The sequence below is a fragment of the Planctomyces sp. SH-PL14 genome (assembly GCF_001610835.1).
In the GTDB taxonomy this organism is placed as follows: domain Bacteria; phylum Planctomycetota; class Planctomycetia; order Planctomycetales; family Planctomycetaceae; genus Planctomyces_A.
This window is the reverse complement of the sequence record NZ_CP011270.1, coordinates 329,646-353,768: the sequence shown is the minus strand read 5'-3', so window position 1 is coordinate 353,768 and position 24,123 is coordinate 329,646. Positions and strand designations below refer to the sequence as shown.

Annotated in this window: 21 protein-coding genes; 11 read left to right on the top strand and 10 right to left on the bottom strand. The window is 61.3% G+C overall.

Translation table 11 applies throughout. The annotated features are described in order from the left end of the window. Positions 1 to 209: 209 nt before the first annotated feature. Positions 210 to 806, bottom strand: coding sequence for a nicotinate-nucleotide adenylyltransferase (gene nadD, locus VT03_RS01495; protein WP_075091344.1), 597 nt, complete (start codon positions 804 to 806; stop codon positions 210 to 212). Positions 807 to 960: 154 nt separating this feature from the next. On the opposite strand from nadD, the gene VT03_RS01490 reads away from it, so the two are divergent. Together VT03_RS01490 and VT03_RS01485 are read left to right on the top strand one after the other, a co-directional pair. Further along, the gene (locus VT03_RS01490) at positions 961 to 2,088 is read left to right on the top strand and encodes a tRNA dihydrouridine synthase (RefSeq protein WP_231870570.1); all 1,128 of its coding nucleotides are present in this window, start codon (positions 961 to 963) and stop codon (positions 2,086 to 2,088) included. A gap of 146 nt (positions 2,089 to 2,234) precedes the next feature. Beyond that, positions 2,235 to 3,308 (top strand): prenyltransferase/squalene oxidase repeat-containing protein, encoded by a 1,074-nt coding sequence (locus VT03_RS01485; RefSeq protein ID WP_075091343.1) that lies wholly within the window; start codon positions 2,235 to 2,237, stop codon positions 3,306 to 3,308. A 27-nt stretch (positions 3,309 to 3,335) separates the two neighbouring features. Here the strand turns inward: VT03_RS01485 and VT03_RS34035 are convergent, their stop codons facing one another. Continuing rightward, positions 3,336 to 3,428 carry an ankyrin repeat domain-containing protein gene (locus tag VT03_RS34035; protein WP_197489166.1) on the bottom strand — a complete coding sequence of 31 codons (93 nt, stop codon included), beginning with the start codon at positions 3,426 to 3,428 and terminating at the stop codon, positions 3,336 to 3,338. A gap of 95 nt (positions 3,429 to 3,523) precedes the next feature. Here VT03_RS34035 and VT03_RS01480 point away from each other — a divergent pair, with 95 nt between their 5' ends. The 3 genes from VT03_RS01480 to VT03_RS01465 all read left to right on the top strand — a co-directional run bounded on the left by VT03_RS01480 (position 3,524) and on the right by VT03_RS01465 (position 7,616). Further along, positions 3,524 to 5,047: a hypothetical protein gene (locus tag VT03_RS01480; RefSeq protein WP_156514218.1), complete on the top strand. Its 1,524-nt coding sequence runs from the start codon at positions 3,524 to 3,526 to the stop codon at positions 5,045 to 5,047. 1,997 nt (positions 5,048 to 7,044) lie between these two features. Next, complete coding sequence (locus tag VT03_RS01470) at positions 7,045 to 7,269, top strand: hypothetical protein (RefSeq protein ID WP_156514217.1); 225 nt, start codon at positions 7,045 to 7,047, stop codon at positions 7,267 to 7,269. 71 nt (positions 7,270 to 7,340) lie between these two features. Further along, positions 7,341 to 7,616: a DUF1488 family protein gene (locus tag VT03_RS01465; protein ID WP_075091339.1), complete on the top strand. Its 276-nt coding sequence runs from the start codon at positions 7,341 to 7,343 to the stop codon at positions 7,614 to 7,616. An 815-nt stretch (positions 7,617 to 8,431) separates the two neighbouring features. Here the strand turns inward: VT03_RS01465 and VT03_RS01450 are convergent. From VT03_RS01450 to VT03_RS01430, 4 genes are all read right to left on the bottom strand, one after another. Next, entirely contained in the window at positions 8,432 to 8,689 is a 258-nt protein-coding gene (locus VT03_RS01450; RefSeq protein WP_156514212.1) for a hypothetical protein, read from the bottom strand. A 210-nt stretch (positions 8,690 to 8,899) separates the two neighbouring features. Continuing rightward, the gene (locus tag VT03_RS01445) at positions 8,900 to 9,190 is read right to left on the bottom strand and encodes a hypothetical protein (RefSeq protein WP_075091336.1); all 291 of its coding nucleotides are present in this window, start codon (positions 9,188 to 9,190) and stop codon (positions 8,900 to 8,902) included. 523 nt (positions 9,191 to 9,713) lie between these two features. Further along, positions 9,714 to 10,457 carry a YoaK family protein gene (locus VT03_RS01435; RefSeq protein ID WP_075091334.1) on the bottom strand — a complete coding sequence of 248 codons (744 nt, stop codon included), beginning with the start codon at positions 10,455 to 10,457 and terminating at the stop codon, positions 9,714 to 9,716. Between the two features lie 118 nt (positions 10,458 to 10,575). Then, entirely contained in the window at positions 10,576 to 11,019 is a 444-nt protein-coding gene (locus tag VT03_RS01430) for an Hsp20/alpha crystallin family protein (RefSeq protein ID WP_075091333.1), read from the bottom strand. A gap of 921 nt (positions 11,020 to 11,940) precedes the next feature. Between VT03_RS01430 and VT03_RS01425 the strand changes: the two genes are divergently transcribed. The 3 genes from VT03_RS01425 (at position 11,941) to VT03_RS01415 (ending at position 15,314) form a co-directional block, all read left to right on the top strand. Continuing rightward, on the top strand, positions 11,941 to 13,770 hold the full coding sequence (locus VT03_RS01425) for a hypothetical protein (protein WP_075091332.1): 1,830 nt from the start codon (positions 11,941 to 11,943) through the stop codon (positions 13,768 to 13,770). Between the two features lie 173 nt (positions 13,771 to 13,943). After that, positions 13,944 to 14,462, top strand: a complete 519-nt coding sequence (locus VT03_RS01420) for a PAS domain-containing protein (RefSeq protein WP_075091331.1) — start codon at positions 13,944 to 13,946, stop codon at positions 14,460 to 14,462. A 33-nt stretch (positions 14,463 to 14,495) separates the two neighbouring features. After that, positions 14,496 to 15,314 (top strand): GAF domain-containing protein, encoded by an 819-nt coding sequence (locus tag VT03_RS01415; RefSeq protein ID WP_156514216.1) that lies wholly within the window; start codon positions 14,496 to 14,498, stop codon positions 15,312 to 15,314. Here the strand turns inward: VT03_RS01415 and VT03_RS01410 are convergent. Further along, complete coding sequence (locus VT03_RS01410; protein ID WP_075091329.1) at positions 15,306 to 15,926, bottom strand: response regulator; 621 nt, start codon at positions 15,924 to 15,926, stop codon at positions 15,306 to 15,308. The genes VT03_RS01415 and VT03_RS01410 overlap by 9 nt on opposite strands. 537 nt (positions 15,927 to 16,463) lie before the next feature. On the opposite strand from VT03_RS01410, the gene VT03_RS01405 reads away from it, so the two are divergent. The 3 genes from VT03_RS01405 (at position 16,464) to ahcY (ending at position 19,528) form a co-directional block, all read left to right on the top strand. Next, complete coding sequence (locus VT03_RS01405) at positions 16,464 to 16,943, top strand: TspO/MBR family protein (protein ID WP_075096874.1); 480 nt, start codon at positions 16,464 to 16,466, stop codon at positions 16,941 to 16,943. A gap of 382 nt (positions 16,944 to 17,325) precedes the next feature. Then, entirely contained in the window at positions 17,326 to 18,111 is a 786-nt protein-coding gene (locus VT03_RS01400) for a sigma-70 family RNA polymerase sigma factor (protein ID WP_197489165.1), read from the top strand. A gap of 82 nt (positions 18,112 to 18,193) precedes the next feature. Then, positions 18,194 to 19,528, top strand: coding sequence for an adenosylhomocysteinase (gene ahcY / locus VT03_RS01395; protein ID WP_075091327.1), 1,335 nt, complete (start codon positions 18,194 to 18,196; stop codon positions 19,526 to 19,528). Positions 19,529 to 21,085: 1,557 nt separating this feature from the next. On the opposite strand, the gene VT03_RS01390 is transcribed toward ahcY, so the two are convergent. The 3 genes from VT03_RS01390 to VT03_RS35135 are packed head-to-tail and all read right to left on the bottom strand — an operon-like array spanning position 21,086 to position 24,070. Further along, a complete protein-coding gene (locus VT03_RS01390) occupies positions 21,086 to 22,294 on the bottom strand; it encodes a reverse transcriptase domain-containing protein (RefSeq protein ID WP_156514215.1) in 1,209 nt (402 codons plus the stop codon). Next, positions 22,281 to 23,792, bottom strand: coding sequence for a hypothetical protein (locus VT03_RS01385; protein WP_075091325.1), 1,512 nt, complete (start codon positions 23,790 to 23,792; stop codon positions 22,281 to 22,283). The genes VT03_RS01390 and VT03_RS01385 overlap by 14 nt, the downstream gene beginning before the upstream one ends. Further along, positions 23,789 to 24,070 carry a DUF1580 domain-containing protein gene (locus VT03_RS35135; RefSeq protein ID WP_075091324.1) on the bottom strand — a complete coding sequence of 94 codons (282 nt, stop codon included), beginning with the start codon at positions 24,068 to 24,070 and terminating at the stop codon, positions 23,789 to 23,791. Before VT03_RS35135 ends, VT03_RS01385 begins: the two co-directional genes overlap by 4 nt. Positions 24,071 to 24,123 lie beyond the last annotated feature (53 nt).

Genomic DNA, 24,123 nt, shown 5'->3' with positions numbered 1-24,123 from the left:
CTCGGATGGAAAACACGATCCGCCTCCGTCCCTGCGTGCGGCTCGAGAACCACAACGGGAACCTCTGATTCCCGTCGACTGATCGGCAGTATAAAAACGCCCCGGCAACGCTAACAGTAAGCGAACGAACGATGTGGCTGGAATTAATATTTGATGCCACTGATTCGTCCGCCGAGTGGCCTCAAACACTGCCCAAACCGCCAGTTGTGTCACGACGCGGCGTAGAGACGCTTGTCCCGCACGTAATGCTCAACCGGTCGGGGCAGCTGGAAGCGAACGCTTCGCCCCTCCTGCACCCGGCGGCGGATGTCGCTGGCGCTGAAGTCGACTCCGGGCATCGGGACCGACAGTGGCGGATGCCCGGTTGTGTCGAGATCCGCGAGGGCCGAGAGGTCCGGAACCGCCCGCGCCCGGTTCACGACCACCAGCGTCGCCAGCTCCAGAATCTGCTGCGGTTCGCGCCAGCGGGGAAAGTCGGTGACGGAGTCGGCCCCCATCAGAAGGAACAGCTCGTCGTCGGGGACTTCTGTTCGAAAGTGCCGCAGCGTGTCGACCGTGAAGCTCGGCCCCTGGCGGTCCACCTCGACACGGGAGACGCGGAACTCCGGGAATCCGGCGAGCGCCAGCTCCAGCATTTCGAGCCGGGCCCGGACCGGGGCAATGACGACGTCGAGCTTGTGCGGCGAGACTCGCGCGGGAACGAAGATCACCCGGTCGAGCCGGCACGCATCGCGACACGACTCCGCCAGCAGCAGGTGTCCAAAATGGATTGGATCGAACGTTCCGCCGTAGATCCCGATTCGCATCGAGCTGACACCTTCCTTCGAACGCCGCCGCTTCTCATGGCGGGGGGCATCGGCGAAGATTAACCCTCGCAGTTCCTCGTTCCCAGTTCGGCCCCAGCGGCCCTCGGCCGATCCGTCCCCTCCGGATCACACGTCCCCCAGGTTCTCCCGCCCCTTGAGCGCATCGGTCCTCCCCACCCGTCCCGCCATCGCGATCCCCCGGCTCCAGATCGGATCGATCGTCCTCGATCTCCCGGTCGCCCAGGCGGCTCTCAGCGGCTACAGCGACAGCCCGATGCGGGTCATGGCCCGCCGGTTCGGAGCGGCCTATTCGCTCGGCGAGGTGATGATCGACCGCTTCCTCAAGCAGGTCCGGGGAACGGGGAAGACCTCGCACCACTTCCGGATCCAGGACGAAGAGCACCCGGTCGGCGGCCAACTCATGGGGGCCGATCCCGATGAGTTCCCCGCGGCGGCCCGGCGGCTCGTCGAAGCGGGTTTCGACGCCATCGACATCAACTTCGGCTGCCCCGTCAAATCGGCGATGGGAGGCTGCCGCGGCGGCTATCACCTCAGCCAGCCCGCTACGGCGCTGGAGGTTGTCCGCCGCGTCCGCGACGCCGTCCCCTCCGAGATCCCGGTCACGGTCAAGATGCGGCGGGGAATCGACGACACCCCCGAGAGCGCCGACCGCTTCTTCGAGATCTTCGATGGCGCTTTTGCCGCCGGAGTCGCCGCGGTCACGGTCCACGGCCGGACGGTCATTCAGGGGTACATCGGTCCCAGCCGCTGGGCCTTCCTTAGGCGGGTCCGCGAGCACGCTCCGCACCGCACGATCCTCGGGAGCGGCGACCTGTTCTCGGCCGAAGACGGTTTGAAGATGCTGCGGGAAACGGGGGTCAACGGCCTCTCGATCGCCCGCGGTGCGATCGGCAATCCGTGGATCTTCCGTGAGCTTCGGGCGGTGCTGTCCGGCCTCCCCGTTCCGGCTCCCCCCTCGGTCTTCGAGCAGCGGGAGACGCTCCTGGAACACGGCCGTCTGCTGATCGAACACTACGGAGAGACCGCCAGCCTGAGCCCGCTGCGGAAGGCCGCTCTCAAATACTCCCGGGTCCATCCGGACTGGGAGACCGTCCGGAACCGATTCGCGACGCTTCGGTCTGTCGGGGAGTTTCACGCCGTAGTCTCGGCCTGCTACGCCGAAGACCAGCCGGGTCGTCGTCCCCAGCTCAACGAGGCCAACGGCGCACAGGAAGGCTGCGGCGAGTCGAGCGACACCGCCTCCGCACCGACAGGCGCCTGAGCCCGCTTCGTACGTGGCTCCTCTTCGGCGATCGCGGACAGTCGCATCATCGGGGGCTTATGGGTAATGTGCCTTCGCGGGGAGGCGCAGCGCGTCGACATCCGCGGGTTCGCTTCGGGGAAACGTCTCCTGACAGGAATTCGAACATGATCCGGATCCTTTGCGTCGGGCTGCTTCTGGTCTCCCTGTCCCCGCGCCCGTCATCCGCAGACGAGCCGGTCACGCTGGAGAACGTCGCGCCGAGCGGCAAGAACGTCGCTGACGAGCCGGTCGCCAAGGAGTTTTCGCTCGAACGGGCCGGCGCGTTTCTCGACACCGCGTCCCTGCACTGGCAGAAGTCCCGGCAGTGCTTCACCTGCCACACGAACTACGCCTACCTGATGGCCCGCCCCTATCTCGGAGCGGATACGACGGCCCACCGACAGGTCCGGGAGTTCGCCGAAGAGCTCGTCGAGAAACGCTGGGCCGAAAAGGGTCCCCGCTGGGACGCGGAAGTCGTCGCCACGGCCGCGGCGCTGGCGATCAACGATGCCGCGACGACAGGCAAACTTCATCCGCTCACCAGGACCGCCCTCGACCGGATCTGGACCGTGCAGCGGGACGACGGCGGGTTCGACTGGCTCAAGTGTGGCTGGCCGCCGATGGAGAACGACGACGAGTACGGCGCCGTGCTGGCGGCCATCGCCGTCGGCAGCGCTCCCGAGAACTATCGATCACAGCCGCAGGCCCAGGTGGGAATTGCCAAGCTGCAGAAATACCTCAGGGAGACGAAGTGGCCGACACTCCATCACCGGGCCATGCTCGTGTGGGCATCCGCGGCCTGGCCGGAACTCCTGACTGCCGAAGACCGGGAACGAACGCTCGCCGACCTCTCATCGCGGCAGCTTCCCGACGGCGGCTGGTCCGCCTCCAGTCTCGGGGACTGGAAACGAGGCGACGACACGCCGCAGACGCCCGACGTCGCCGACGGATACGGAACCGGCTTCGTGCTGTTCGTCCTGCAGAAGGGGGGCGTTCCGGCGACCGATCCTCGCATTGAGAAGGGGATCACGTGGCTCAAGACGAACCAGCGCGAAAGCGGGCGGTGGTTCACCCGTTCGCTGCACAAGGACAACCATCACTTCCTGACGCACGCCGGCTCCGCCTTCGCGGTCATGGCCCTCGGAGAAGCGGGCGCCCTGCCGCGGCCCGAGACCCCTGTCTCTCTGCGGCAACCCTGAGCAGTCGTATCGACATCGCACGGGCGGTCACACCGCCCCGTGCTGCTTCAGCATCTCGGCAATCTCGGGATGGCCGCGGCGGACAGCCCACGCCAGCGGCGTGCGAAACTCAAGAATCACCGGATTTTTCAGAGGTTTGTGATACAAATTCTGGCGCCTCATGAGAAGAATTGTATCCTGGTTTTGTATCAATTCGCGCTGGGGAACACGGGGAGATGGCACGAAAGAGATTCAAGCTGACGTGGCAGACAGGAGCGGGGCGACGTGGGCGATGGAAGAAGATGTACAAGGGGCGGATCCTGTACTTCGATGGAGGGAGCGGAAAGTCTGACGCGGAGGCCTATTCCAGGGCCCTGGCGGACTTTGAGCGTCAGAAGCTACTGATTGACGCTGAGGTGGCATTTGAAAAACCGCACCGAGCGGAGTACGAACGGGCCATCGCGGAGTGGGAGCGAGTGCTTCTTGCCGCACGGACGGTGGAAGACCAATCGGCAGCGATCGTCGCTGCGGCAAAGATCGATGACCTCCATCGGCGAATGAACAGCCGGAAGCCACCGGGAGTCAGCAGGCGGACAGATTACCCAGTTCGGCGATTTGGATTGCGGATTGGTCAGATCCAGGCACCGCTCGCCCAGTCCGATGTGGCCAAGGTTGCGCGCTCGGCCGCGGTCGATCTCGTTGACGAACTGGGCGTTGCCGAGGATCGCGAAGAGGAACTGGAACGAATTGTCGAGAGGTACATCAGCAATGTGATCTGGAAGGATCGCCTCGCCGCCGCCAGCGTCCAACCCTCGCAAGAGACGCCTCGCGAGTCCACATTGAAGGCATTCGTCGACAGATACGTCGTCAAACGGCGTGAGTCCGGAATCACTCCCACGGCTGCCGACAACATCCGCCGGCACTTGCAGTACATGCAGAGAAAGCTCGGCCCAGGCCTTGATGCTTCGGCAGTCGGGGGCAAACATGTCGACGATCTCCATCAGGCGTTGCTGCAGGACTGCGAAGGAAAACGCTTCACGAAGACATATGCGGCGGACATCTTCAAGACGGCGAAGATGTTCATTCGCTGGCTCCACGAAACAGACGTGCTGCACCAGCTCCCGAAGAACCTGACGTCCCGGGCGCTGCGGATCACTCGGGAACCGCCCGTCATCAAAACCTACACTGTGGAACAGATCCGAGAACTGTTCGCAGCGGCTCCCGAGGACCTGAAGCTCTACATCCTCCTGGCCCTGAACTGCGGAATGACGCAGGTCGACATCAGCGCGCTCAAGCCTGAGAGCGTCGATTGGGACGCCGGAACACTGACTCGCAAGCGAGGAAAGACCATCCACTTCGAGCGGGTTCCCACGGTCACGTACAAACTGTGGGGCATCACGCTCAGGCTCTTGAAGAAGCTACGATCTAACGATCCGAACCATTTGCTGCTTTCCTCGAATGGGAAGACTCTTCGAGGCGAGGAACTCAGGAATGGCAAGCTCGTCCGACGGAATCCAATCCGCGTGGCATTCGTGCGACTTCGGAAGTCCCTGGGGCAGTCGGGCGACTTCAAGAGCCTGAAGAAAACCAGTGCCTCACTGTTGCGGGACAACGCTGAGTTCAATGGCGTTGAGGCAGTCTTCCTCGACCACGCGCCAAAGTCGATGTCGGATCGACATTACGCGGGTGTCCCAACAACCTTGCTTGCGCGAGCCTTAGGCTGGTTGGAAGGCCGTTATTGCCTGCATGTCACCGTTTGAGAGTGTTTATCGCATCAATTCGAGGTATCTGGAGGCCGCAGTTTCCATCAGGCCCACTCAAACCAGATTCGCACTTCGGCGGGGGACACGGTAGGGTTGGACTTCAACAGACTCAGACCACGCGCAGTGCTGTGGATGACCTGTCCATGTCCTCGACCAGCCCCTTCTCGATTAGAAGTCGAAGCATTTCTGCCCCCACAAGCTCCAGAGCGAAGGCACGCCGTCGCGGCACGATCGCGAGTTCTTTCAGCCCGCTCCACTCGGCCGCGGCGAAACGCTGCGGACTCACCCGACCGACGCACTACGCGCGGCGGCAAGAGTCTGAGGCGTGCAGCGCCGCGGTGAAGGATCTCGACGCAGAAATCAACGATCGCGCCATGCGGGAGTTCTACCGCCGCGGGGTCGAGGGGCTCGATGAGTCGGTCGTCTATAAAGGGGAAGTCGTAGGCCACAGGAAGGTCTTTGGCTTTCCCTCGAACTTGGCCCCTATCCGTTCGTCGTCCGTTCGAAGGCGGTCCGGCACACCGACAAGATCCGGATGACGGTCGACGGCGTCCAACACGGGGAGGAATGCCTCCGTATGATCGCGGAATTCGTCCAGGAGCTGGCGTCCGCGGGAATCGTGACGGAGTGAGCTCTTGGCGGTATGATGTCCCCGCCCGAGGGATGTCACCGAGGAGGAGGGAGCGCTGTGCCGGCAGCGCTCTTGTGGCCCTCCCCGGGCTTCGCAGTCTCCTTCCGCCTGGGACGGTTGAACAGTCGCGAGATTGGATTGCCTCGCCTCTGATCCCGTCCACGGGCGTTTCTACTCGATAGCGATGTCGGTCGCTTTTCCCGCACCGGACGATCGGGGCCCGTCAGCGACGCTTGCCGAACTAAGCTTCGCCCCCTGCTGTTCCTCGATCAGCTTCAGCTCAACCTGGATCAGGCGTAGCTGCCTCAGAGTACCCTTATCGGCGATTGTGCGAAGGTTGGCCGCAGCCTCAGCGACGAGCCGTGCGGCTCCATTGAGGTTCTTTAGGGCCCGCGACGGATCACTCATGATCGAAACGATACCGGCGTGCGTGCCTCCCTACTATGACACCTCTTCCTGGGGATGGTGAGCGGAGCTGTGGCCGGCCCAGCGCTCTGTTCCCGTCCCCGGGGTCTTTCACTCCGACGGCGCCGACTTTAAGGGCAAATTCGGATGAATCGGTCCTCGCGGCCATCAGCAAATTCCTGCAATTCTTCCTGCCGATACTCTTCGCCGCCGGGGGACGGTTGAGCAGCCGGCGTCGTGCTGGCCCGCCGTCAAGTCTGTTCCCTCCCCGGCACTTTGTACACGGAGGCGAGGGCCCGAAGGAGAGGGGCGGCGGACTGGAAGGAACGTTCCTGCCGCTCCCCTCCTGGCCCGGCCTCAGTGAGTCGTTTCTTGCTTGCACCAGTCGGCTACGGATTTCAAAATTGCCGTGCCCGGTGCGCGGTCGATTTAAGGCAGGTCGGCAACCCCCTTGTTCGTTCGCGCCACCGGGTATCTTTCTTGACAGCTTCGTCGAGTGGAACAAAATGGCGTGTTGCGGGCTGACCTACGGAGGTCAGGACCATGGAAAACCCAACCTACGTTGTGAAAGTCAACCTTCGCCGATTCGTTGAGAATGCCAGACGTGACGGCGAGCCCCTGACGGCCGAGGCAGCCAAGCTCTATCTGCGAGCTTGGGGGTTAGAACCCTGCCTCGGAAACGTTTGGCGCTGCAACCGAACGACAGTCGACTATCTCAGGCCGGATGAGATCGAATCGAAGATCCGAGTGTGACCACGAGGCTGAGTACGCTCCGGGCGGCGTTTGCTTAGCCCGGGGCCTGCTTTGCTTCTGCCCTGGGAGACTCCGATCAGGCGCAGACGATTCGGGGACTTCGCGAGTTGCGGGGCGTAACCACACTCCAGTAGCCAGCGACGGAAAGGCCAGAACTGTGGACCGCTTAACGGATGGAACTCGGACGATCGAATTCACTGAGGGTGTGAAAGTTGACCAGATGGGGCGGATCATCACTCTGACGGCGAGGAAGCCTATTGGTGCCCAGGTGTGGTGGCACTGCGATATCGAAATCGGCGCACTCCGCGGGCGTGGCAGAGTCATCGACATCGACATTGATCGCGGCAACGGCCTCGAATCGATCCGGCTCGTGCTCGATGCGGAAGAGCCGAAGTCGACGACGAGCGGCGACGCCACTGCTAGAAACTGACAATCTGGCCGCCGCCCTCCGCTTCGACCGGCGGAACGTCCCTGCCGAGGCCACTCGGTTAGAGTGAAAGTATGGCAAAGCACGTCGAGTTCACTGGAAAGCGCGAGTACCTCTTCGAGCGCAACGCTGTGCGATTCGGCGCGATCGTGGACGGCGTTCCAACTTGGTGCATCATTTCAGAGGAGGCAATCACCGCGGGTGGCCTCCCGTGCTCCAATGCTCTGGATCTTCTGAGAGTCTTTGACCAGCGGTTCAGAGAGGTCGAGGCCGCGTCCCGGCGGAGAATTGACAAGGCTGATCCCAACTCCGAGATCGTGATCACTCGGGCAGACCTCGAGAACGGCTGAATCCGCCACGCGGCACCCGCCGCTGGCTCCACGGTGACCTCCGGAGCGAGGTCCCTACGACCTTCTGGAAGCTCTGACCAAGTATGCAATGCATGTCGACCCAGGCCTTCTCTGCGGGCTCTCATTTTTCCTCGTCTTCATCGGGGTCTTGCTCGTAATCGGCAAGGCTACTGGTGCCGTCAAACTTGACTGGAACACCACCTTGATCGCCGCCGCCCTGTTGCTGAACCTGGCGATCATTTTGGCTGCATACGCCGCCCAGGCAGTCCCTCTGAGATGATTGCGGAGAAGTGGGATCCAGACTTCTGCGGTCCAGGCAGTGGGCCGCCTCACCAACCTAGCCCCTCAGCATCGAAACTGACCACTACCGGGCTCCAGCTATATGGCGTCGCCTTCAACAGCTCCGTGCCTCGCGGAGTGATCGTCACTGTGTCTCCTTCTCGAGAGGCGAGTTTGGCAGCCACCAGGAACTCAACATCGCCTGCTACCGAAGGGGCGACAAGGGGCACAGCGATCGGCTTGACGCCGATCTCTCGAAGCGTGATGTATTCGGAGACCAGCATCCGAAACCGTCGAGATGGTGCTCTCGGTCCGAGCGAGTCCTGCTCCATATCCAGCCTCACCCCGAAAGTGCCCCAACGACAATCGAACTGCCAGAGAATCGTCGTGCATCCGGCGTTGGAGGACGCCCGTACCTGAAGCCCAAAGGGTCGCCGCTGTGACCGGAAGATAGCGGCAGGAATAGATCAGGTTCAAACCGCCGAAGCTGAGCGGCGACTGCGGCTCTTTCCCCGCGACATGGCCTGTGAGACGAGTCAGGCCGGGGGGGCGCCACCGCGATCGGAGCCCGGCTTCTCTCTCGGATCCTCTCGTTCGACGCCGCCGCACCAGACCCGCGGACCTCCGGGGACGTATCGGGGCCCATCCGCCCTCACCCGGTATCCCAGCTTCGTGACCCGTGTGCCGTTCCGCACCTCTTCGAGCAGTCCGCTTTGAATCAGCCCCTGCATGGCCATGTCGAGTCGGACGGGGTGGTAGCGCGTGGCATCGAAGCCGGCAATCAGGTCCACCAACAGCCGCCACTCATCCTCTGAGATCTTGAGGCTTTGAACGGGCCCCACCGAACTCCCCGTCGCTCCCACCACACACCTCCGACCGACGACTGACGACTGACGACCGGTTCTTGGAAAGAGTTTAGACGGCCACGCCGGGGGAGAGCTGGTCCGCCACCTTTCTCAGATGCACCACAGCAGTCTAGGAAGGGCCTACCCCTGACGTGGCCGCTATGGCTCCAAACCCCGATAGCTCGCAAATGGTGGTCCCAGCGCATAGAGAACTGAACGCGGGATCGACACCGTGCCGGAAGCTCCTGAGTCGATGAGCTTCTGCGATACAGCTCGCCCCAACGGTGTCAGTCGCAACTCGTCGCCGACGGCTTCGGCCAGGCCAGCCTCACAAAAGAATTCGCAGGCGATTTCGTGCCCCAGCGTCGGGCCGGTCCGGCTCAGAACCCCGTCCTTTGCCGCGAACTTCAAGAGCGCGACCTCGTCACCCAATAACACCAGCCCCTTCATTCACAACTCCGTTGTCCTGGTCCCTGCCACCCTTGGCAGCCCTACAGGGGCGCTATGCGCGGGGCATTTTCGCGAGGCGCGGCGGTCCGGCTAGACCCCGTTTTCCCGAGGCGCCGCGAATTGACGTGCGTTGAATTCTGGCCGCCTCGACCGCGATCGCCGACCCCGGAACGGCTGTCCTTTCGTGCGGTCTTTCTACTCCGCCGAGAGACTCTGCGCCGGGACGCGCCCGGGCGGGAACGCATGAGCGCGAACCAGTTTCCTCTGCTCCCTTATCCACTCGATGGCAAAGCCGCGCAGGCCTTGCGCGTCCCACTCGGCAGCCCGCAGGCGCTCCTGCAGAAGCATCGAATGATGGCGCAATCTCTCGCACTCAGCGGCGAGCTCTCGATTGCCGTCGGGCTGACTTTCCAAGGGACACTCCGGAACTGTTCCTCACCCCTCGGATCCACAAGAAGCCCGATAACAGCGTCGCGGCGAACGCCGCATTTTTCGCAACGGAGTCCCAACACAACAAGTTGCCCTAACGGATGACAATATCGCTAGGACTCCATGTGCTGGTAAAGCTGAGCGCCGTAGCCGCACTGACCAAGATCGCCGGTGCCAGCAGGGTGAGGTAGTCGAGAGAAAGGGTTAACGGGACGGCGATGCCAGCTCCGAGCATGAACGCCAGAATCTTCCCTCCTCGAAGCGCGGCCCCTCGCAGAGCCGCCCGTCGTTCCTCACCGTCGGCCAGGAGGGCGGTTCCTAAGTGAATTCCGGTGTCAGTTGCCGGCCCGCTCAAGTGAGTGGTGCGGACGGCCAGCCCCGTCGTTGACGCGACAGCCGCGTTCTGGACGCCCATCGAGAAGGCCAGCAGCGAGAGAAATGCAACCGGAGGGGGCTCCGAGGAGGCTGCCCTTGCCAGCTGACCAAATGCGCCGGTACGTCCTGTAATTGCGATGCCTATCAGAAGCATCGCTTCCAGGACGAGCGGCATCGCCCAGCGCGGCTGCTTTCCCTGACGCGCTCGGGACTGAATGACGATGACCGCAACCGCCGCCCCCAGGACGAAGCTGGCGAGCACCACGGCATACTCGATTGCGACTCCGACGATCGGCCACTCGAGCCCCATTCGCGTTACGGTTCCTGTGACATGTGTCACGAACTGTTCGCACATGAGGAAGGCAAAGCCGTTGACCATCCCCGCGGCACAAGCCAGAAGAAGCCAGCTTGGTACGTGGCGAGGCGAATAGATTGTCTCGGGGGTGTGAAGCGTGATCTTCATGGAACGAGGGCGCCGGAAGAACGAGTCCCGACGACGGGAGCACAGTGAGGCGGGCCAGCTCTACACTCCGCTCAACCATCGTCGGGAGCTCACTCATCACATGATGAGGAACGAGAACCTACGAGGTGGCGAGCCGTTTCTGCCCGTCGGCCCGTACGGGGATCCGCCGTGGCTGGTGTTCCGGCTTCTTGGCGATCTTGATCTGGACCACACCATCCGACAGGATCGCCTCGACGGACTCGGCGTCGACCTCATCGGTCAGCCGCAGCGATCGTCGGAGCGTGCCGTACGCGCGTTCGTCATACCAGCTGTTGCGCGCGTTCGTGGGGGCCTTTCGGGTGACCTCGATCAGCAGGTGTTCCTTCTCGAACGTGATGCTCAGATCGTCAAGCGCGACTCCCGGGACATCCATTTCAACGAAGTAGTTTCCTTCATCTTCCCACGAGGACAAGGCGCCGAAACCGTTTGCGATCCCCCGCGGGCGACTGGCGATCTCGCGGCGAACGGCCTCGAAGGGATTGGAAAACAAAGCGTTCCAGCGTTCATTGAGCGTGGGCATCATCTTTCATCTCCTTTCGTGGTTTTAGCCGCGCCCGTTCAGTCAGGGCGAATTGCCGGAGAGGGAAAATCGCCTCCGACATGGAGCGACACCGCAAGCAAGCCGCGCGCCAACGGCGGTTCGTAGCTTCAAGAGGAAACTCGTCAAGAACTTGTGGCAAAGAAGGACCACGAAGCCCTGGCATCGCCTGTCATGTCGGCAGACAAGTGGCGGCGTGGTTGCGGCTGAGGAGTAGCAGTGATCGCCCGGCTTCGCGGCGATGAGCAGGATGAAGCAGTCTCCGTGCTACGCCTAGCGGCCGACAGCGATTCCTACGCTGAGCGCCTCGACTTCGGTCCTCCCCAGGGCGAACCGCTTCTATGTAACTGATCGGCCTTAGCCGCAACCCGAGCCCCGGATCGAACTTCACTTTGGCACTGACCAAGAGTCAACGCATCGACGGTGGCAATCGTTCCTAGCGGACGACTGAGCCGAGATCGATCGCCTTCCGCACCGCTTCAGCAAAGCGATGCCGCAAGGGAGGGCAGACAAGGTCGACGATGATGCAAGTCCATATCGATGCGTCGGTTACGAACGCAACTTCCGATTCACCGGAAGCCCCTCGCCCGTGCTGTCACGTTCTTGAAGAAGCCGAAAGTCATAATCGAGGTGAATCTCGCGTTCCGATTCTCAAAGCGTTGCTGAGGAGCTAGCGACCCTGAGCGTTCCAGTCCCGCCGGTCGAATAGCCTTGGCCCAAGGTGCCGGAGGACTTCCGTGTTGTTCCACTAGGCGAACTGCAGCATAAATCCGATACGAGCGAAGACTTGTGGATAATTACAAAGCATTAATCTTTCCCTGTGTGTGTGCGGCGAATTGCAGCACCGTTAGACTAGCTCGGCGTGGGCGATGGGGCGGTGCAGTCTTCACGAACGGGGCGAAAATCATGCGTCAGACATGGCGTTGGGGGCTTTTCTGCGGTGTTGGTCTCGCGGCCTGTCTGTCGGTGTCGCCGATCCGGGCGCAGAATGCTCGCAGCAACCGGGCGTCGCGACCGAGCGGCGGGATCAAGGCCGAGACGGACACGAATGTCCGGCCCCGGACCCAGCCGAACCAGAACCTGTTTCCCAAAGGCTTTGTTCCAGAGAGCGCGCCGCAGAACAATCGGAACCTGTCGGGGCAGGACGCAGCGAGATTATTGGAAGACGCGCTACGGGGTATCCCACAGCAGCCGCAGCGACCCACGCAGCCGCAGCAGCCGAACAATGGCCGGCGGATCCTCCCTGAGGGGGGGATGCGGCCGCAGACGAACAGCCCGCCGCGGTACGACTACATCCCGCGGCAGCCCGACGTCGTTCCACAGCGGATCCCGGTTCAGCCGCAGCCTCTGCAGCGGGGGCCGACAGTGGTCATCACGCCGCAGCCGAACATCGTCCCGCAGAACGTTCCTAATGTCCCGCCGCCGATCGCGGCTCCGCTGACGGACAACACCCTGGAGTACGATCCGGGCGACGTCGCCGTTCTGGCGGATGAGGACTACTCGGCGGTTCAGAAGGCGCTGAAGGACTCGATCGACGCGGACGTCCAGGACTTGCAGACGGCGGCGGACGATCTCGGCGTCGGGGACGTTCCGGCCGTTCAGGAAGCTCTGGACGACATCAAGGACCAGGTGGCGGCGGGGGAACCGGTCACCGACGAGATGATCAAAGCGTACGAGGATGCGATCGAGCTGGCCGTCGCGGACAAGAACGACGAACTGACCGAAAGCGATAGTAAGCGGATCGCCAAGCTGACGACGGACCTGCAGACCCGCAGCGAGATCGCGGGGATGTTCGACGACGAGTATCCGGCCGATCCGTTCGACCCCGTTCTGCCGTCGGACGAGATCGATCTGGCGGTGATCCCCGGTCTCCCGCCCGGGCAGATCTTCTATCTCCCCGGCGGCGGTCTCATCACCGGGATCGAGCCGGGCGAGCCGATCGCGTGCCTGACGACGACGACGGCCGACCTGATCGGTCTGCCGGTCGGTCCGAGCGACGCGGCGTTTGCCGTTGTGTCGCATGACCAGACCGGAATCCGGCTTTACAACGACTCGGAGACGGGAGGGGCCGTCAACTTCCTTCTCGGCGGACAGAGCTACAGCCTGGACGCCGATAGCTGGGAGCACGTGAACCCAGGCAGCAGCCGCGAGATCAGTTTTGATCCGGGGAACGGCGGTTCGCCGACGCGGTACTCGCTGACGGACGGCACGTACGTCTTCACGCTGGCGGACGGCCGGTGGCAGCTGGGGAGCCGCAAGTTCAAGGTGACGATGGAGAGCGTGGGGATGGACGCTCCGTTCCACTATCAGGCGGGGGGAGAGTCCTTCGAGCTGGCTCCCGGCGCCACGCGGGAGCATGCGGGGGTCTATCCGATCGTGATCCGCTTCAATCGCGGCAAGGAGGGGGAGGACGCGGAGCGGTGCTTCTACGACTCCGCGGTGCGGGTGTCGCTGGCGATCGATCCGGCGGACAATCTCTGGGAGGTCTTCCCGACCGAGAGTGTCCGCGTGCCGCAGGCGAAGTCCGAAGCGAAATCCGTCGCCAAGTCGGGGACGAAGCCGGCGTCGTCCGTTTTCGATTCGTCCGCGTTTGATTCGCGGACTGCGAAGGAGAAGTCCGGGGCGGGGACGTCGGAGAAGGGGGGAGGAGCTTCCAGGCCGGGGAAGATCGCGGCGGCGAAGAAGGGGGCGGCGTTTGACCTGGCGAGCTTCCGGAAGGCGATGAAAGCGGATTGAACGGCCTGCATTCTCAGGTTGAAGACGCACATCGAATCGACGTGCGTCTTTTTTTGTGTCTGACGCAGGTTGGGACCGGTAGCATAGTCCCCTTTGTCCCCCCGATTGGTGGGGACCCCCGGGGCAGGAGGAGAGGAGCTCCGAGCAGCCTTCCGCAATTCGCCCGAGAACCGATGAAAGACGACAGCTCGGAACTTCCGGACAATTCCCCACTCGCCGCCTTCGCTGGCGGTGGCAACATGGGGCGGCGAATTCGAGAGTTCGACTGGTCGGCCACTCCGCTCGGTCATATCCGGCTTTGGCCGCAGAGCCTCCTCTGGGCCTTGAGCATCTGCATCGACTCAAATTTCCCCATTGCGATCCACTGGGGCTGCGACCTCGTCCTCCTTTACAACGACGAGTGGAGTCCGATCCCCGGAGAGAAGCACCCTTGGACACTCGGCCGACCCGCACGTGAGGCGTGGCCGGAGATCTGGCACATCATTGAGCCGTTGTTCGGGCGAGTGATGTCCACTGGCGAGGCCACACGCAGCCGGGATCAACTCCTCCCGATGCACCGGCACGGTTTCACGGAAGAATGCTACTTCGACTACACCTTCAGTCCGATTCGGGGCGAGGATGGAAAGGTCGAAGGCGTGTTCAACGCCGGGCTAGAGACCACCAAGCGGGTCATCGGCGAGCGCCGACTGTGAACGCTGCGAGAGTTAGGGGTGTGGAAGACCGGTGTGGCTCGTACTGCTGAGGAAGCATGCGAGACGGCGACACATTCTCTCACACAGAACCCGCACGATCTCCCGTTCACCCTCTTGTACCTGCTGCAAGACGGCGGTCAGTTAATCCTTGCTGGGATTACGGGACTCGATCGAGACACTCAGGCCAGTCCCGTCACGCTCCGTTTCGACTCGCTCGAGAGCCCATGGCCGTTCCACCATGTCGCCGAGACAGGCAAGGCCGTCACGGTTGACGACATTTCAGCGCGGATCGGACCGCTTTCCGGGGCCCCGTGGCCAGAGCCTCCACAGCGGGCGGTCATTCTGCCGATTGTCAGGTCGGGCCAGACGGAGTTGGCCGGTTTTCTCGTTGCAGGTGTTAGCCCTCGACTGGCGCTCGACGAGGATTATCGAGGGTTCTTGGACTTGCTTGCCGGTCACATCGCTGCCTCCGTCGCCAGTGCACGTACCTACCAAGAGGAGCGGCGGCGAGCCCAGGCAATGGCGGAACTCGATCGGGCGAAGACAACGTTCTTCGGCAATGTCAGTCACGAATTCCGCACTCCGCTGGCGCTGATGCTGGGGCCGGCTGAAGATGCTCTGGCCGACAACCAAAATCCATTGACGTCCAAGCAACGGGAACGAGTGGAGGTCGTCCCGGAGCGGGCGAACGAGCAGCACTACGAGATCCCGCCGGCATTCTTCGAGGCGGTCCTCGGCCCGCGGTGTAAATACAGCTGCTGCCTGTTCCGGACTCCCGGAGCACGAGGACCGTTAGCGGCGATCCGGGAAGTTTCAGAGTTCGCAGTGAGCTGTACCATTGAATCAAGATGAGGAGGTGTCGGCAGCGTCTCCGTCAGGGGATCCGTCCTCGCTTCGCCGAAGTTGCTCCTTGATCTCCTGCACATCCTCTTTCACCTCTTGGAGCTGAACCTTGAGATCTTTCACGTCTTCCTGGAGCCCAGTCTTGATCTCATTGATGTCGCTCTTGACTTCCTTCATCAGGTCGCGGACCTCGTGGACGACGTGGCCCTGTTCGCGTGCTGCTTCTTCGACTTGATCAAGCCGCTTCTTCATGACCTCAAATTCCTTCAGAACTTGCAAAAAGGCCGAGATTGGTGTCGGCTTGACGAACCAGTAGTCGAACCCGGCAGCTCGCGCCTCAGCAGGATCAACGTACGCGGAATACGCCACGAGGAGAGTTTTGTCCAACCCACTCCGGCGACGCAGCTCACGCGCCAAGCCATAGCCGCTCAGATTCGGCATGGCCAGATCCGAGATGACGCAGTCAGGACGGAACTCGTATCCGATGGCAAGGGCTTGCTCCCCATCGATTGCTTCCGCGATGGCGAAGCCATGACGTTGCAGGAGGCGTGAAAGGAACGTCCGACTGTCTCGGCTGTCGTCAACAAGAAGAACTCGCAGCGCGGCCACCGACGAAGACATATCCGCGACATTTTCCTGGTTGATGGGAATGGATCCGAGAACGACAGGGGAACTCTCTTCGGTGCAAGACCCGCGCTACTGGAGCCCCGATCACCACCCCGGTCTAGTCGCGATCACGCATCTGACCAAACCGAACTGTCATTCAATCGCCACGCCTCTGAAAGCCGGGAACCGTACGGCCGCAGCGGTGCAGCAATCGATGTGCCGTCCAGGAGTCATACCTGTTTTCGAACGATCGTCCGAAGAGTCGCTGTCCAGACGATCCCTGAACTCCTTCCGACTTTCCCAATGCCGAACTGTTCGCATTCTTTTCAGGTGGTCACGATTGGGGAAAGGCCCCCCGGGGCCGATTCCACTCATTCTCGAAACCGCCATGGCCGGCGGCCACAGGATTTGGCGTGAACGTCTCGCCATCCACCGCAATTCCATCTGACTTGCAGCACTCCATGAGGATGAGTCGTGCATCCGGAGCCGTTGGTTCCCAGCCAAAGCTGGGGTTACTGGCTAATGCCCTTCACCCAGAGACAGGCCGGAGAGATGAAGCACTTCCCTGCGTTCGCCTACTTTTTCCTTATCTCGTTCGCTGCCGCCGCACTGGGAGCGCTGGCCACCAACCCTGAAATCGATGGGTGGTATCGTTCACTGGTTCGCCCCCAATGGACGCCGCCCGATGCCGTGTTCGGCCCCGTGTGGACCGCTCTGTACTTGCTGATGGCGATCTCGGCCTGGCTGGTCTGGCGTGCGGCGGGCCTTCAACGAGCGGTTCTGCCGCTGGTCTGGTTTCATGTTCAACTGACGTTGAACGTCCTGTGGTCATGGATCTTCTTCCACTTTCATCAGCCGGGGTGGGCATTCTTGGAGATCCTCTGTTTGTGGGGAGCCATCGCCGTCACGGTTTTTCATTTCCTCCGGATACGGCGGCTCGCAGGCATGTTGATGATGCCCTACCTAGCCTGGGTCTCTTTTGCCGCTGGCCTGAACCTCACGATCTGGCAGCTCAACCCCGGAGGTCTGTAGGGTGGGGTTGCCACTCCGTCGCCGCGGTGGCTTGCCGGCAGGTCAGAGGCGAGGGAGGCGCCGCTCGCCAGCTGCAGTGTCTTAACAGGGCACGCGATGGACCGTCGGCGGCCAACGGCGCTCTCGACGTCCGTTTGGAGATTTGGAGGATTTTTCCTGTTGTTTCAGAGAGCAGACAGCGGAATGGAGGTGTCGCCCCGACCTTCAATGGCCGCTTTGCACTATGAGGAACTGCACTTCATCTTCGCACCGGTCTTTCACCAGCACCCATCAGGAAGCTCGTTTCGGCGACTGTCCTTCCGCTCGGAACGATCTTCAACGAAGATCGCTGCGAATTCTGGAGCTCGACATCTCGTTTGTGCCCAATCGAGCGTTCGCGAGAATGAAGCCGGAAGCAGCCGCCTTTCCTCAAGGACCTCTCTTGGTTGACGAGGAGGAGGCCCCACTCCGTCGAACGCACTTGTCTCCTCTGTTCAGGGCCCCACTCCTCCGTCCAGATGGAGAGAGAACGCTGTTTCGGAGGATGAACTTCTGCAGGTACAGAGCACTCAGGCTTCGCCGTCAGCTTAACCCACGTCGTCCAGCCAAACGTCTCATCGAAGAGATCGAGACCCTGCTGAGAAACGCCGAACTGTGCCGCTCACAACTGGTTGAGTCCAACCTGCGCCTGGTTGCCGCAACTGCTCGTGGGTTCCGGACTTCAGCCCTCGACGTTGAGGAACTGGTCAGCGAAGGGAACGTCGTGTTGCTGAACGCTGTCGATAAGTTCGACTTCAGCCGAGGCTTTCGGTTCAGCACGTACGCCACCCATGCCGTCCGCCGACATCTATACCGCCACCTCCTCCGCGACCAGAAGCGAACTCGCCGGGAACAGGGCGTCGATTCAGAGCTGTTGAATGAGATTGCCGCGGCTCCGGGCGATGTCGATGAGAAGCCTGTGGTACAGATTGCATCCGAAGCCTTTCGAGACTGGATTGGTCAGCTTGATCCTCGGCACCGAGCCATCGTCATGGCGCGATATGGACTTAACGGTGCACGGCCACAAAGTCTCAGGGAGCTGACAGGGTCTATCGGCCTGAGCAAGGAACGGATCCGCCAGCTTCAGCTCGATGCCCTCGACGAACTGTATCGGAGCATACACACGTCCGTGCGATGTCTGGCGGACTGAGGGCCTGAAATGCCATCGCCCATTTTCTTGTCTGGTGTACGTAGCGCTTCCCGGCGCCGCTCTTCCCAAGGATTGTTTTCCGATGCCGACCGCCATGCCCAAACTTCAGCCGTACAAGGTCAAGGACATGTCCCTGGCCGAATTCGGTCGCAAGGAGATCGAGATCGCCGAGCACGAAATGCCCGGCCTCATGTCCCTCCGCAAGAAGTACGGCGCCACGAAGCCGCTCAAGGGGGCCCGCATCGCCGGCTGCCTCCACATGACGATCCAGACGGCCGTCCTGATCGAGACCCTCACGGCCCTCGGCGCCGAAGTGAAGTGGTCCAGCTGCAACATCTTCTCGACCCAGGACCACGCCGCCGCCGCCATCGCCGCCGCCGGCATCCCGGTCTACGCCTGGAAGGGTGAGACCGCAGAAGAGTTCGACTGGTGCATCGAGCAGACCCTGTTCTGGGACGACGGCCAGCCCCTCAACATGATCCTCGACGACGGCGGCGACCTGACCGTCATGGTCCACGACAAGTTCCCCGAGCTCCTCCAGGGGATCAAGGGTCTGTCGGAAGAGACGACGACCGGCGTCCACCGCATGTACCAGATGCACGCCGCCGGCAAGCTCGCGGTCCCGGCGATCAACGTCAACGACTCGGTCACCAAGAGCAAGTTCGACAACCTGTACGGCTGCCGTGAATCGCTCGGCGACGGGATCAAGCGGGCGACCGACGTGATGGTCGCCGGCAAGATCGTCGTCGTCGCCGGTTACGGCGACGTGGGCAAGGGCTGTGCAGACGCGATGCGGGGCCTCGGCGCCCGCGTGATCGTCACGGAAATCGACCCGATCTGCGCCCTCCAGGCGGCGATGGAAGGGTACGAGATCACGACGATGGAAGAGATCGCTCCGAAGGGCGATATCTTCGTGACGACGACCGGCTGCCGGGACATCATCCGCGGCGAGCACCTCGACGTGATGAAGAACAACGCCATCGTCTGCAACATCGGCCACTTCGACCTCGAGATCGACGTCGCCTACCTGAATGGCCGTAAGGACATCAAGCGGGTCACGATCAAGACCGACGCGCAGGCCGGCGGCCCGGTCCATCGTTACGTCTATCCGGACGGCAAGGGGATCCTGATGCTCGCCGAAGGGCGGCTCGTGAACCTCGGCTGCGCGACCGGCCACCCGAGCTTCGTGATGTCGAACAGCTTCACGAACCAGGTCATCGCGCAGCTGGAGCTGTGGGAGCGGGCCGAGCAGTACTCGATCGGCGTCCACACGCTGCCGAAGCACCTCGATGAAGAAGTCGCCCGGCTGCACCTCGACCAGCTCGGTGTCAAGCTGACGAAGCTGACGCCGACGCAGGCGGACTACCTGGGAATCCCGGTGAACGGCCCATACAAGCCGGATCAGTATCGCTACTAGGAGTGTCGCGGCTGAAACAGTGAGTCGGAGCCTGCCGATAAAGGCAGATGGCTCCCGTGTGCGACATACCACAAGCCATAACGGAGGAGGGGCTTGCAGCAGGGAATCAGCTGGTCGTCATCAGCACGGAGTTTACATCACACAAGAGCGGCGTCGCCTCCGAAGTCTTTCGTCGGAAGGCACCGATTGGCCGCGGAGTTCGTGAAGCACATTAACGATTGGAAGCTCGCCGATCCGCATTGACGGTGATCTTGATCTTTCGCGTTGCGGCACACTGAAGAGCGAGGAGTTCATCAGAGGGATCGGTCGTGTCGCCTACTGAGTGGCTGATCACGCTTTTCAGCAATACATCAGGCTCCCGGCGTGCTATGGTCTCGTTCAGACCGGCCCCGACATCGATTCCAGAGTTAAGGCACCGTGCTTAACCTAACGTGAACCGGGTGAGGTGTTGGGAGTCAATAGACGGGTTATCCCGTGTCGTTCTGACACGAGGAAAAGTAGTGTGGGCCAAATTGTCACACATCCTCCGTGGTCCGATCCTGTTTTTCGCCGTCACTGCGGATGGAATCTGGGGTTACACAAGCCATCGGGCCGCCTCACGCAAGGTAACGTTGTCCGAGTCCGACCAATTATTGATTCGACAGCAAGTGCAGCGACACACATCGTGACCAGTCCGGTCCATCACTCCGAGGCCCGGTGGAACGGTTTCGGTATTCGTGGGTGAAGACGCCCTCGGCGGAATGCGGTTCGTCGCCCTGAAGGTGGACGGAGCGTGGCGCCTGTCAAGCAAAACTATTTTCGACTGAGGACAGCAATCAGTACACGTCTCCAATTCTTGGCAACACCTAGATGGAGGCGGTGATCTTTCAAGCGGCGAGAGAGCGAACCTAATCTCGCGGCCGCCCCTTGCATCAGATGCCTGGCTCTCTCGAGGTTAAGTAGGAGTCGAGTCACTTCCACCATGCGACGCGATTGAGTGGCGTGTGGTCATCGGGGCGGAGGAGACCGTGCTGCCCCACCACATTTCACTCAAAATGGAGAGCATTGTCATCGGCAAGCCGCGATACTCGGTGAAATTCAATGGCGCAATTGCGGCGCCGGAAAGTTGACAAGCGTGGCAGGACCTTTCGCCTCGAATTTGGCGACAATCGTGCTTGGGATACTGAACATATATTCCCGGCGGCCTCAGGAAATCCACTGGCGTCGCCTTGTTATCGCAACGCCCTGCTTTCGGCGGAAACTACTCTCCCCGAGGATCAGCAGCAGGCAGAAGTCCTCAGCGTGGCGAAATGGTCTCGATCGTCGGCGGAATACCGCTCGGTTCAACGTTCAGAACAATTTTTCGCAGACGGATTCTCCCCAGCGTTTTTTGACCGCGTGAGGGCCAGGCGACGTCGAAGGGAACACTCCACCCAATCGTGGAATTGCGGTAAGCGGACCAAGACGACACTCGCCCAGCACCACACCCACGACCAAATCGCCCGTTTCCAGGCGATATCCGTGCTCTCCATCGAAGATGGTCGAGAGCAAATTACGGTCGCGGAGCACCAAGACGAATTACTCCTCTCCTGTAGCCAAGTGAACCGAGCGGAAATTCCGCCAGTTCGCCTGTGCTGTCTTGATCCAGGCCAGAACGTGGTGTCGTTCGATGGGGATCTGGCAGCTACTACAGAGAAGTTGAACTTCGTCCAGTATTCCGGAGCTTCTGTCGAGGGCAGGGGCATTTGAGAGGATCCAGCTTCGCACGACGTCACGATGAGCGTCTGGTCGGCTAGATCGCACGCATTCTTCCAGCAGGGCTTGGAGGTGTCCCCTCGCCTTGTCTCCGATCTCAATGGTCAGTTGCCCGTCTTTTGATCCGATTTGGAAGCCCAGTATCTCTGCCGATCCTCCTTGGAGAACCGTGGTTTCTGTGGCGTCTACTCGGATTCGAAGACCGCTCTTGGCCAGAGTCTCGGAGATGGACTCGCGAATGCGTCGTGCCTCGACGCTGCTGGTAGCGAGGTATGTCAGGTTATCGACATATCGAAACCAGCGGCGGTTCAGGAACTGCGACTGCAGTTGGTCGTGGGTGTGGTGTAGGGCGAGATTTGCTAGTAGAGGTGAGAGGGGATCTCCTTGTGATAGGCCGCGTGGTTCTCTGGTACGATCGAGACGGACGATCCGCTCGATGAGTAAAACCAAGCTTTCGTTTCCGATGAGTGACGCGACGTGTTGCAGCAGTGGGCGCAACGGAATCGAGGGGAACGCATCCTCAATGTCCATTTGAAGCAGAAACCCGTTGTTCCGAGGTATCTCTCGTTCCAATTCGACGAGCAGATTCCAAATCCCCCGCCCCGGGCGAAACCCAAGACTTCGGTCGTCGAACCTGGCATCGACGAATGGACCGATTGCCCGGTGAACGGCATGCGACACACATCGATCCGCAACGGTTGGGATCTGGAGCTTCCGATATCGCTGCGTCTCGCTCGAAGTGCCTTGTGCCTTCGGGATGGACACGGTTCGGAAAGGCTGTGGGCAGTAGCGTCCGCCACGGATCGCGGCCGACAAGCTTCGCGCCATCTCCGCCGCCTCAATTCGGCCGATGTCGAACGCGCGGATCTTATCGACTCCAGCCGCACGGTCTCCCTTCTCACGAATCTCATAGAAGGCAGCCAATAGGTTTTCATGATCAATGATCTCCTCGAATTCGGTTGTGTTCTCGACGCAACCAAGTTGTCCTGGGAACAGAATCGGTTTCCGACGGTAGTGGCTAATGGGATACAAGGTTTGCAATCCTGCGGGCAATGAACTGACGGATGCGAAGCTCGCCCACCGATTGGCCTTCGGGAGCCCATCCCCAGCTCGCGTATTCTTGGAATCGCCTGGCGGCGTCGCGCCGTAAACGCCAATGCTGACGGTCGCTGAAGTCCACCCACGTAACAACGGACGATCGGCCCAGCTGACGCCAGAGGAGTCCTTGTTGGATATGGTCGGGGACTTCCGTGGTGCCCGCAGCGTAAACAATCAGCCGATATAGGCTGAGTTGGACGCGGCGAAAGTCTGGACACGGGACAATGTGGAGAGGAGGCTGGCTCATCGTCCTCTTCACGCGGGGCATCTTCTCGTACTGCACCTTGGCCCAGCGTGGTTGGAGGTACTGCTCGGGGATGTGCCAACGCGGCAGCTTTTTGGCCAGCAGCAGTGCGTGCTCGAGGTTGGCAGCAACGATGAGCTGTGATGAACCGCTCTCCTTTTCCGCAACCTCAACAACGAGCCGATTCCGTTCCCTGTGATGGATGATTCCGCGCTTGAGCAGCTCGAGCTCCGAGAGGGTTGATGGCAGCGATTCCCCGCGCGGCACCTTGATCTTTCGGATCGACGGAAACCGGACATTCTCTCCGGGGCCAAGGATCCACATCTCCTCAAAGCCCAGTACGCTCCTCGTGAAGTCGTCCTCGTAAGCACTCAGGGGCGAAGCCTCATTGATGAAGGCAAAGACCTTGGCGTGTTCGTATACGTCAAGCGTTTCGGGTACGGACTCGTGTCCGCAGAATCGCGCGTCGCCAAGGAGGATGAGATCGATGCGATTTGGATTGTCACCGACTCCTTGCAAATGGGTGATCCCTCCGAAGAAGTATCTCCGTTCCGAGGGTGCTGAGTCTCCCTTCTTGAGAAAAGCGAAGAACTTGCGGAGATTGGCTGGAACCAACTCCTGCACCCGCACACCCAACGTTACGCCGGATCGCTCATTGGCGAGTGCGACAACAATGTTGCGTTCCGGGTAGGCGGTGATGACTTGTGCGATCAACTGATCCAAGAGGCGCGGCCTCCATCCGCGAATGACACCCCTGTCGAAAGTTCGAATGAAGTCGAAAGCCTGTTGGAACACGTGCCCATAGAATGTTCTCTCGAGTTCGTCAGAAAGTTGTTCAGGCCAACCAATCCTGCGGTTCTCGGGAACGCTGGGTAGATACTGTCCCACCAGTGCTCGAAAGACCGGGCCGAGCGCCAGTCGGCCGGAGAATTTCGTGAGCCCGTTATAAGCCCACTCCTGGATTAGTGATCGAGGCGGCTGGGCAAAGCCAAGAAGTCGCGTTTCGAAGAACGTTCTTACGGTCTCCGCGTCTTGTGACCGGTATTCCAGTTCTAGATAGGGAGAACCGAAGATCAACGCCGACACCGGCGTTGGAAAGCTCACGACTTGTTCGCTCTGCGTACGAATACGTTTGCCCACGTAAGTTCCTTTCAATTCCCGGGAATCGATCTCGTGAATCCGAATCATCCAAGCTCGAGTTCGCGCATCGCGCGATCGACCTTGGAGCGACTTCCAGCAGCGACTGGCACAATTGGGGCTGCTGAAGTGGCATTGCTTGCCAAAAGAAATCGGCGGATCGCCTCGGTCGATGTGTACCGGCGTCCTCCGATCAAGACAGATTCCAACGTGACGCCGCGGACCCCTCCCTGGATCCAGCGCCAAACGGTCGCCCTGTGCGGACGCCCTGGGATGTGACGAGGCGCCTCACCGATGGGAATGAGCGTCTCGAGTTCCAGGTCGATCATCTGTCCTCCACGAGTTGGCGGAGAACATTACTCGTGTCGAGGGGACGGAATCT

Bases quoted from the DNA above. Each gene is read 5' to 3' on its own strand.
- nadD (WP_075091344.1), bottom strand. From the start codon at position 806: ATGCGAATCGGGATCTACGGCGGAACGTTCGATCCAATCCATTTTGGA.
- VT03_RS01485 (WP_075091343.1), top strand. From the start codon at position 2,235: ATGATCCGGATCCTTTGCGTCGGGCTGCTTCTGGTCTCCCTGTCCCCG.
- VT03_RS01480 (WP_156514218.1), top strand. From the start codon at position 3,524: ATGGCACGAAAGAGATTCAAGCTGACGTGGCAGACAGGAGCGGGGCGA.
- VT03_RS01465 (WP_075091339.1), top strand. From the start codon at position 7,341: ATGGCAAAGCACGTCGAGTTCACTGGAAAGCGCGAGTACCTCTTCGAG.
- VT03_RS01445 (WP_075091336.1), bottom strand. From the start codon at position 9,190: ATGAAGGGGCTGGTGTTATTGGGTGACGAGGTCGCGCTCTTGAAGTTC.
- VT03_RS01435 (WP_075091334.1), bottom strand. From the start codon at position 10,457: ATGAAGATCACGCTTCACACCCCCGAGACAATCTATTCGCCTCGCCAC.
- VT03_RS01430 (WP_075091333.1), bottom strand. From the start codon at position 11,019: ATGATGCCCACGCTCAATGAACGCTGGAACGCTTTGTTTTCCAATCCC.
- VT03_RS01425 (WP_075091332.1), top strand. From the start codon at position 11,941: ATGCGTCAGACATGGCGTTGGGGGCTTTTCTGCGGTGTTGGTCTCGCG.
- VT03_RS01420 (WP_075091331.1), top strand. From the start codon at position 13,944: ATGAAAGACGACAGCTCGGAACTTCCGGACAATTCCCCACTCGCCGCC.
- VT03_RS01410 (WP_075091329.1), bottom strand. From the start codon at position 15,926: ATGTCTTCGTCGGTGGCCGCGCTGCGAGTTCTTCTTGTTGACGACAGC.
- VT03_RS01405 (WP_075096874.1), top strand. From the start codon at position 16,464: ATGAAGCACTTCCCTGCGTTCGCCTACTTTTTCCTTATCTCGTTCGCT.
- VT03_RS01400 (WP_197489165.1), top strand. From the start codon at position 17,326: ATGAAGCCGGAAGCAGCCGCCTTTCCTCAAGGACCTCTCTTGGTTGAC.
- ahcY (WP_075091327.1), top strand. From the start codon at position 18,194: ATGCCGACCGCCATGCCCAAACTTCAGCCGTACAAGGTCAAGGACATG.
- VT03_RS01385 (WP_075091325.1), bottom strand. From the start codon at position 23,792: ATGATTCGGATTCACGAGATCGATTCCCGGGAATTGAAAGGAACTTAC.
- VT03_RS35135 (WP_075091324.1), bottom strand. From the start codon at position 24,070: ATGATCGACCTGGAACTCGAGACGCTCATTCCCATCGGTGAGGCGCCT.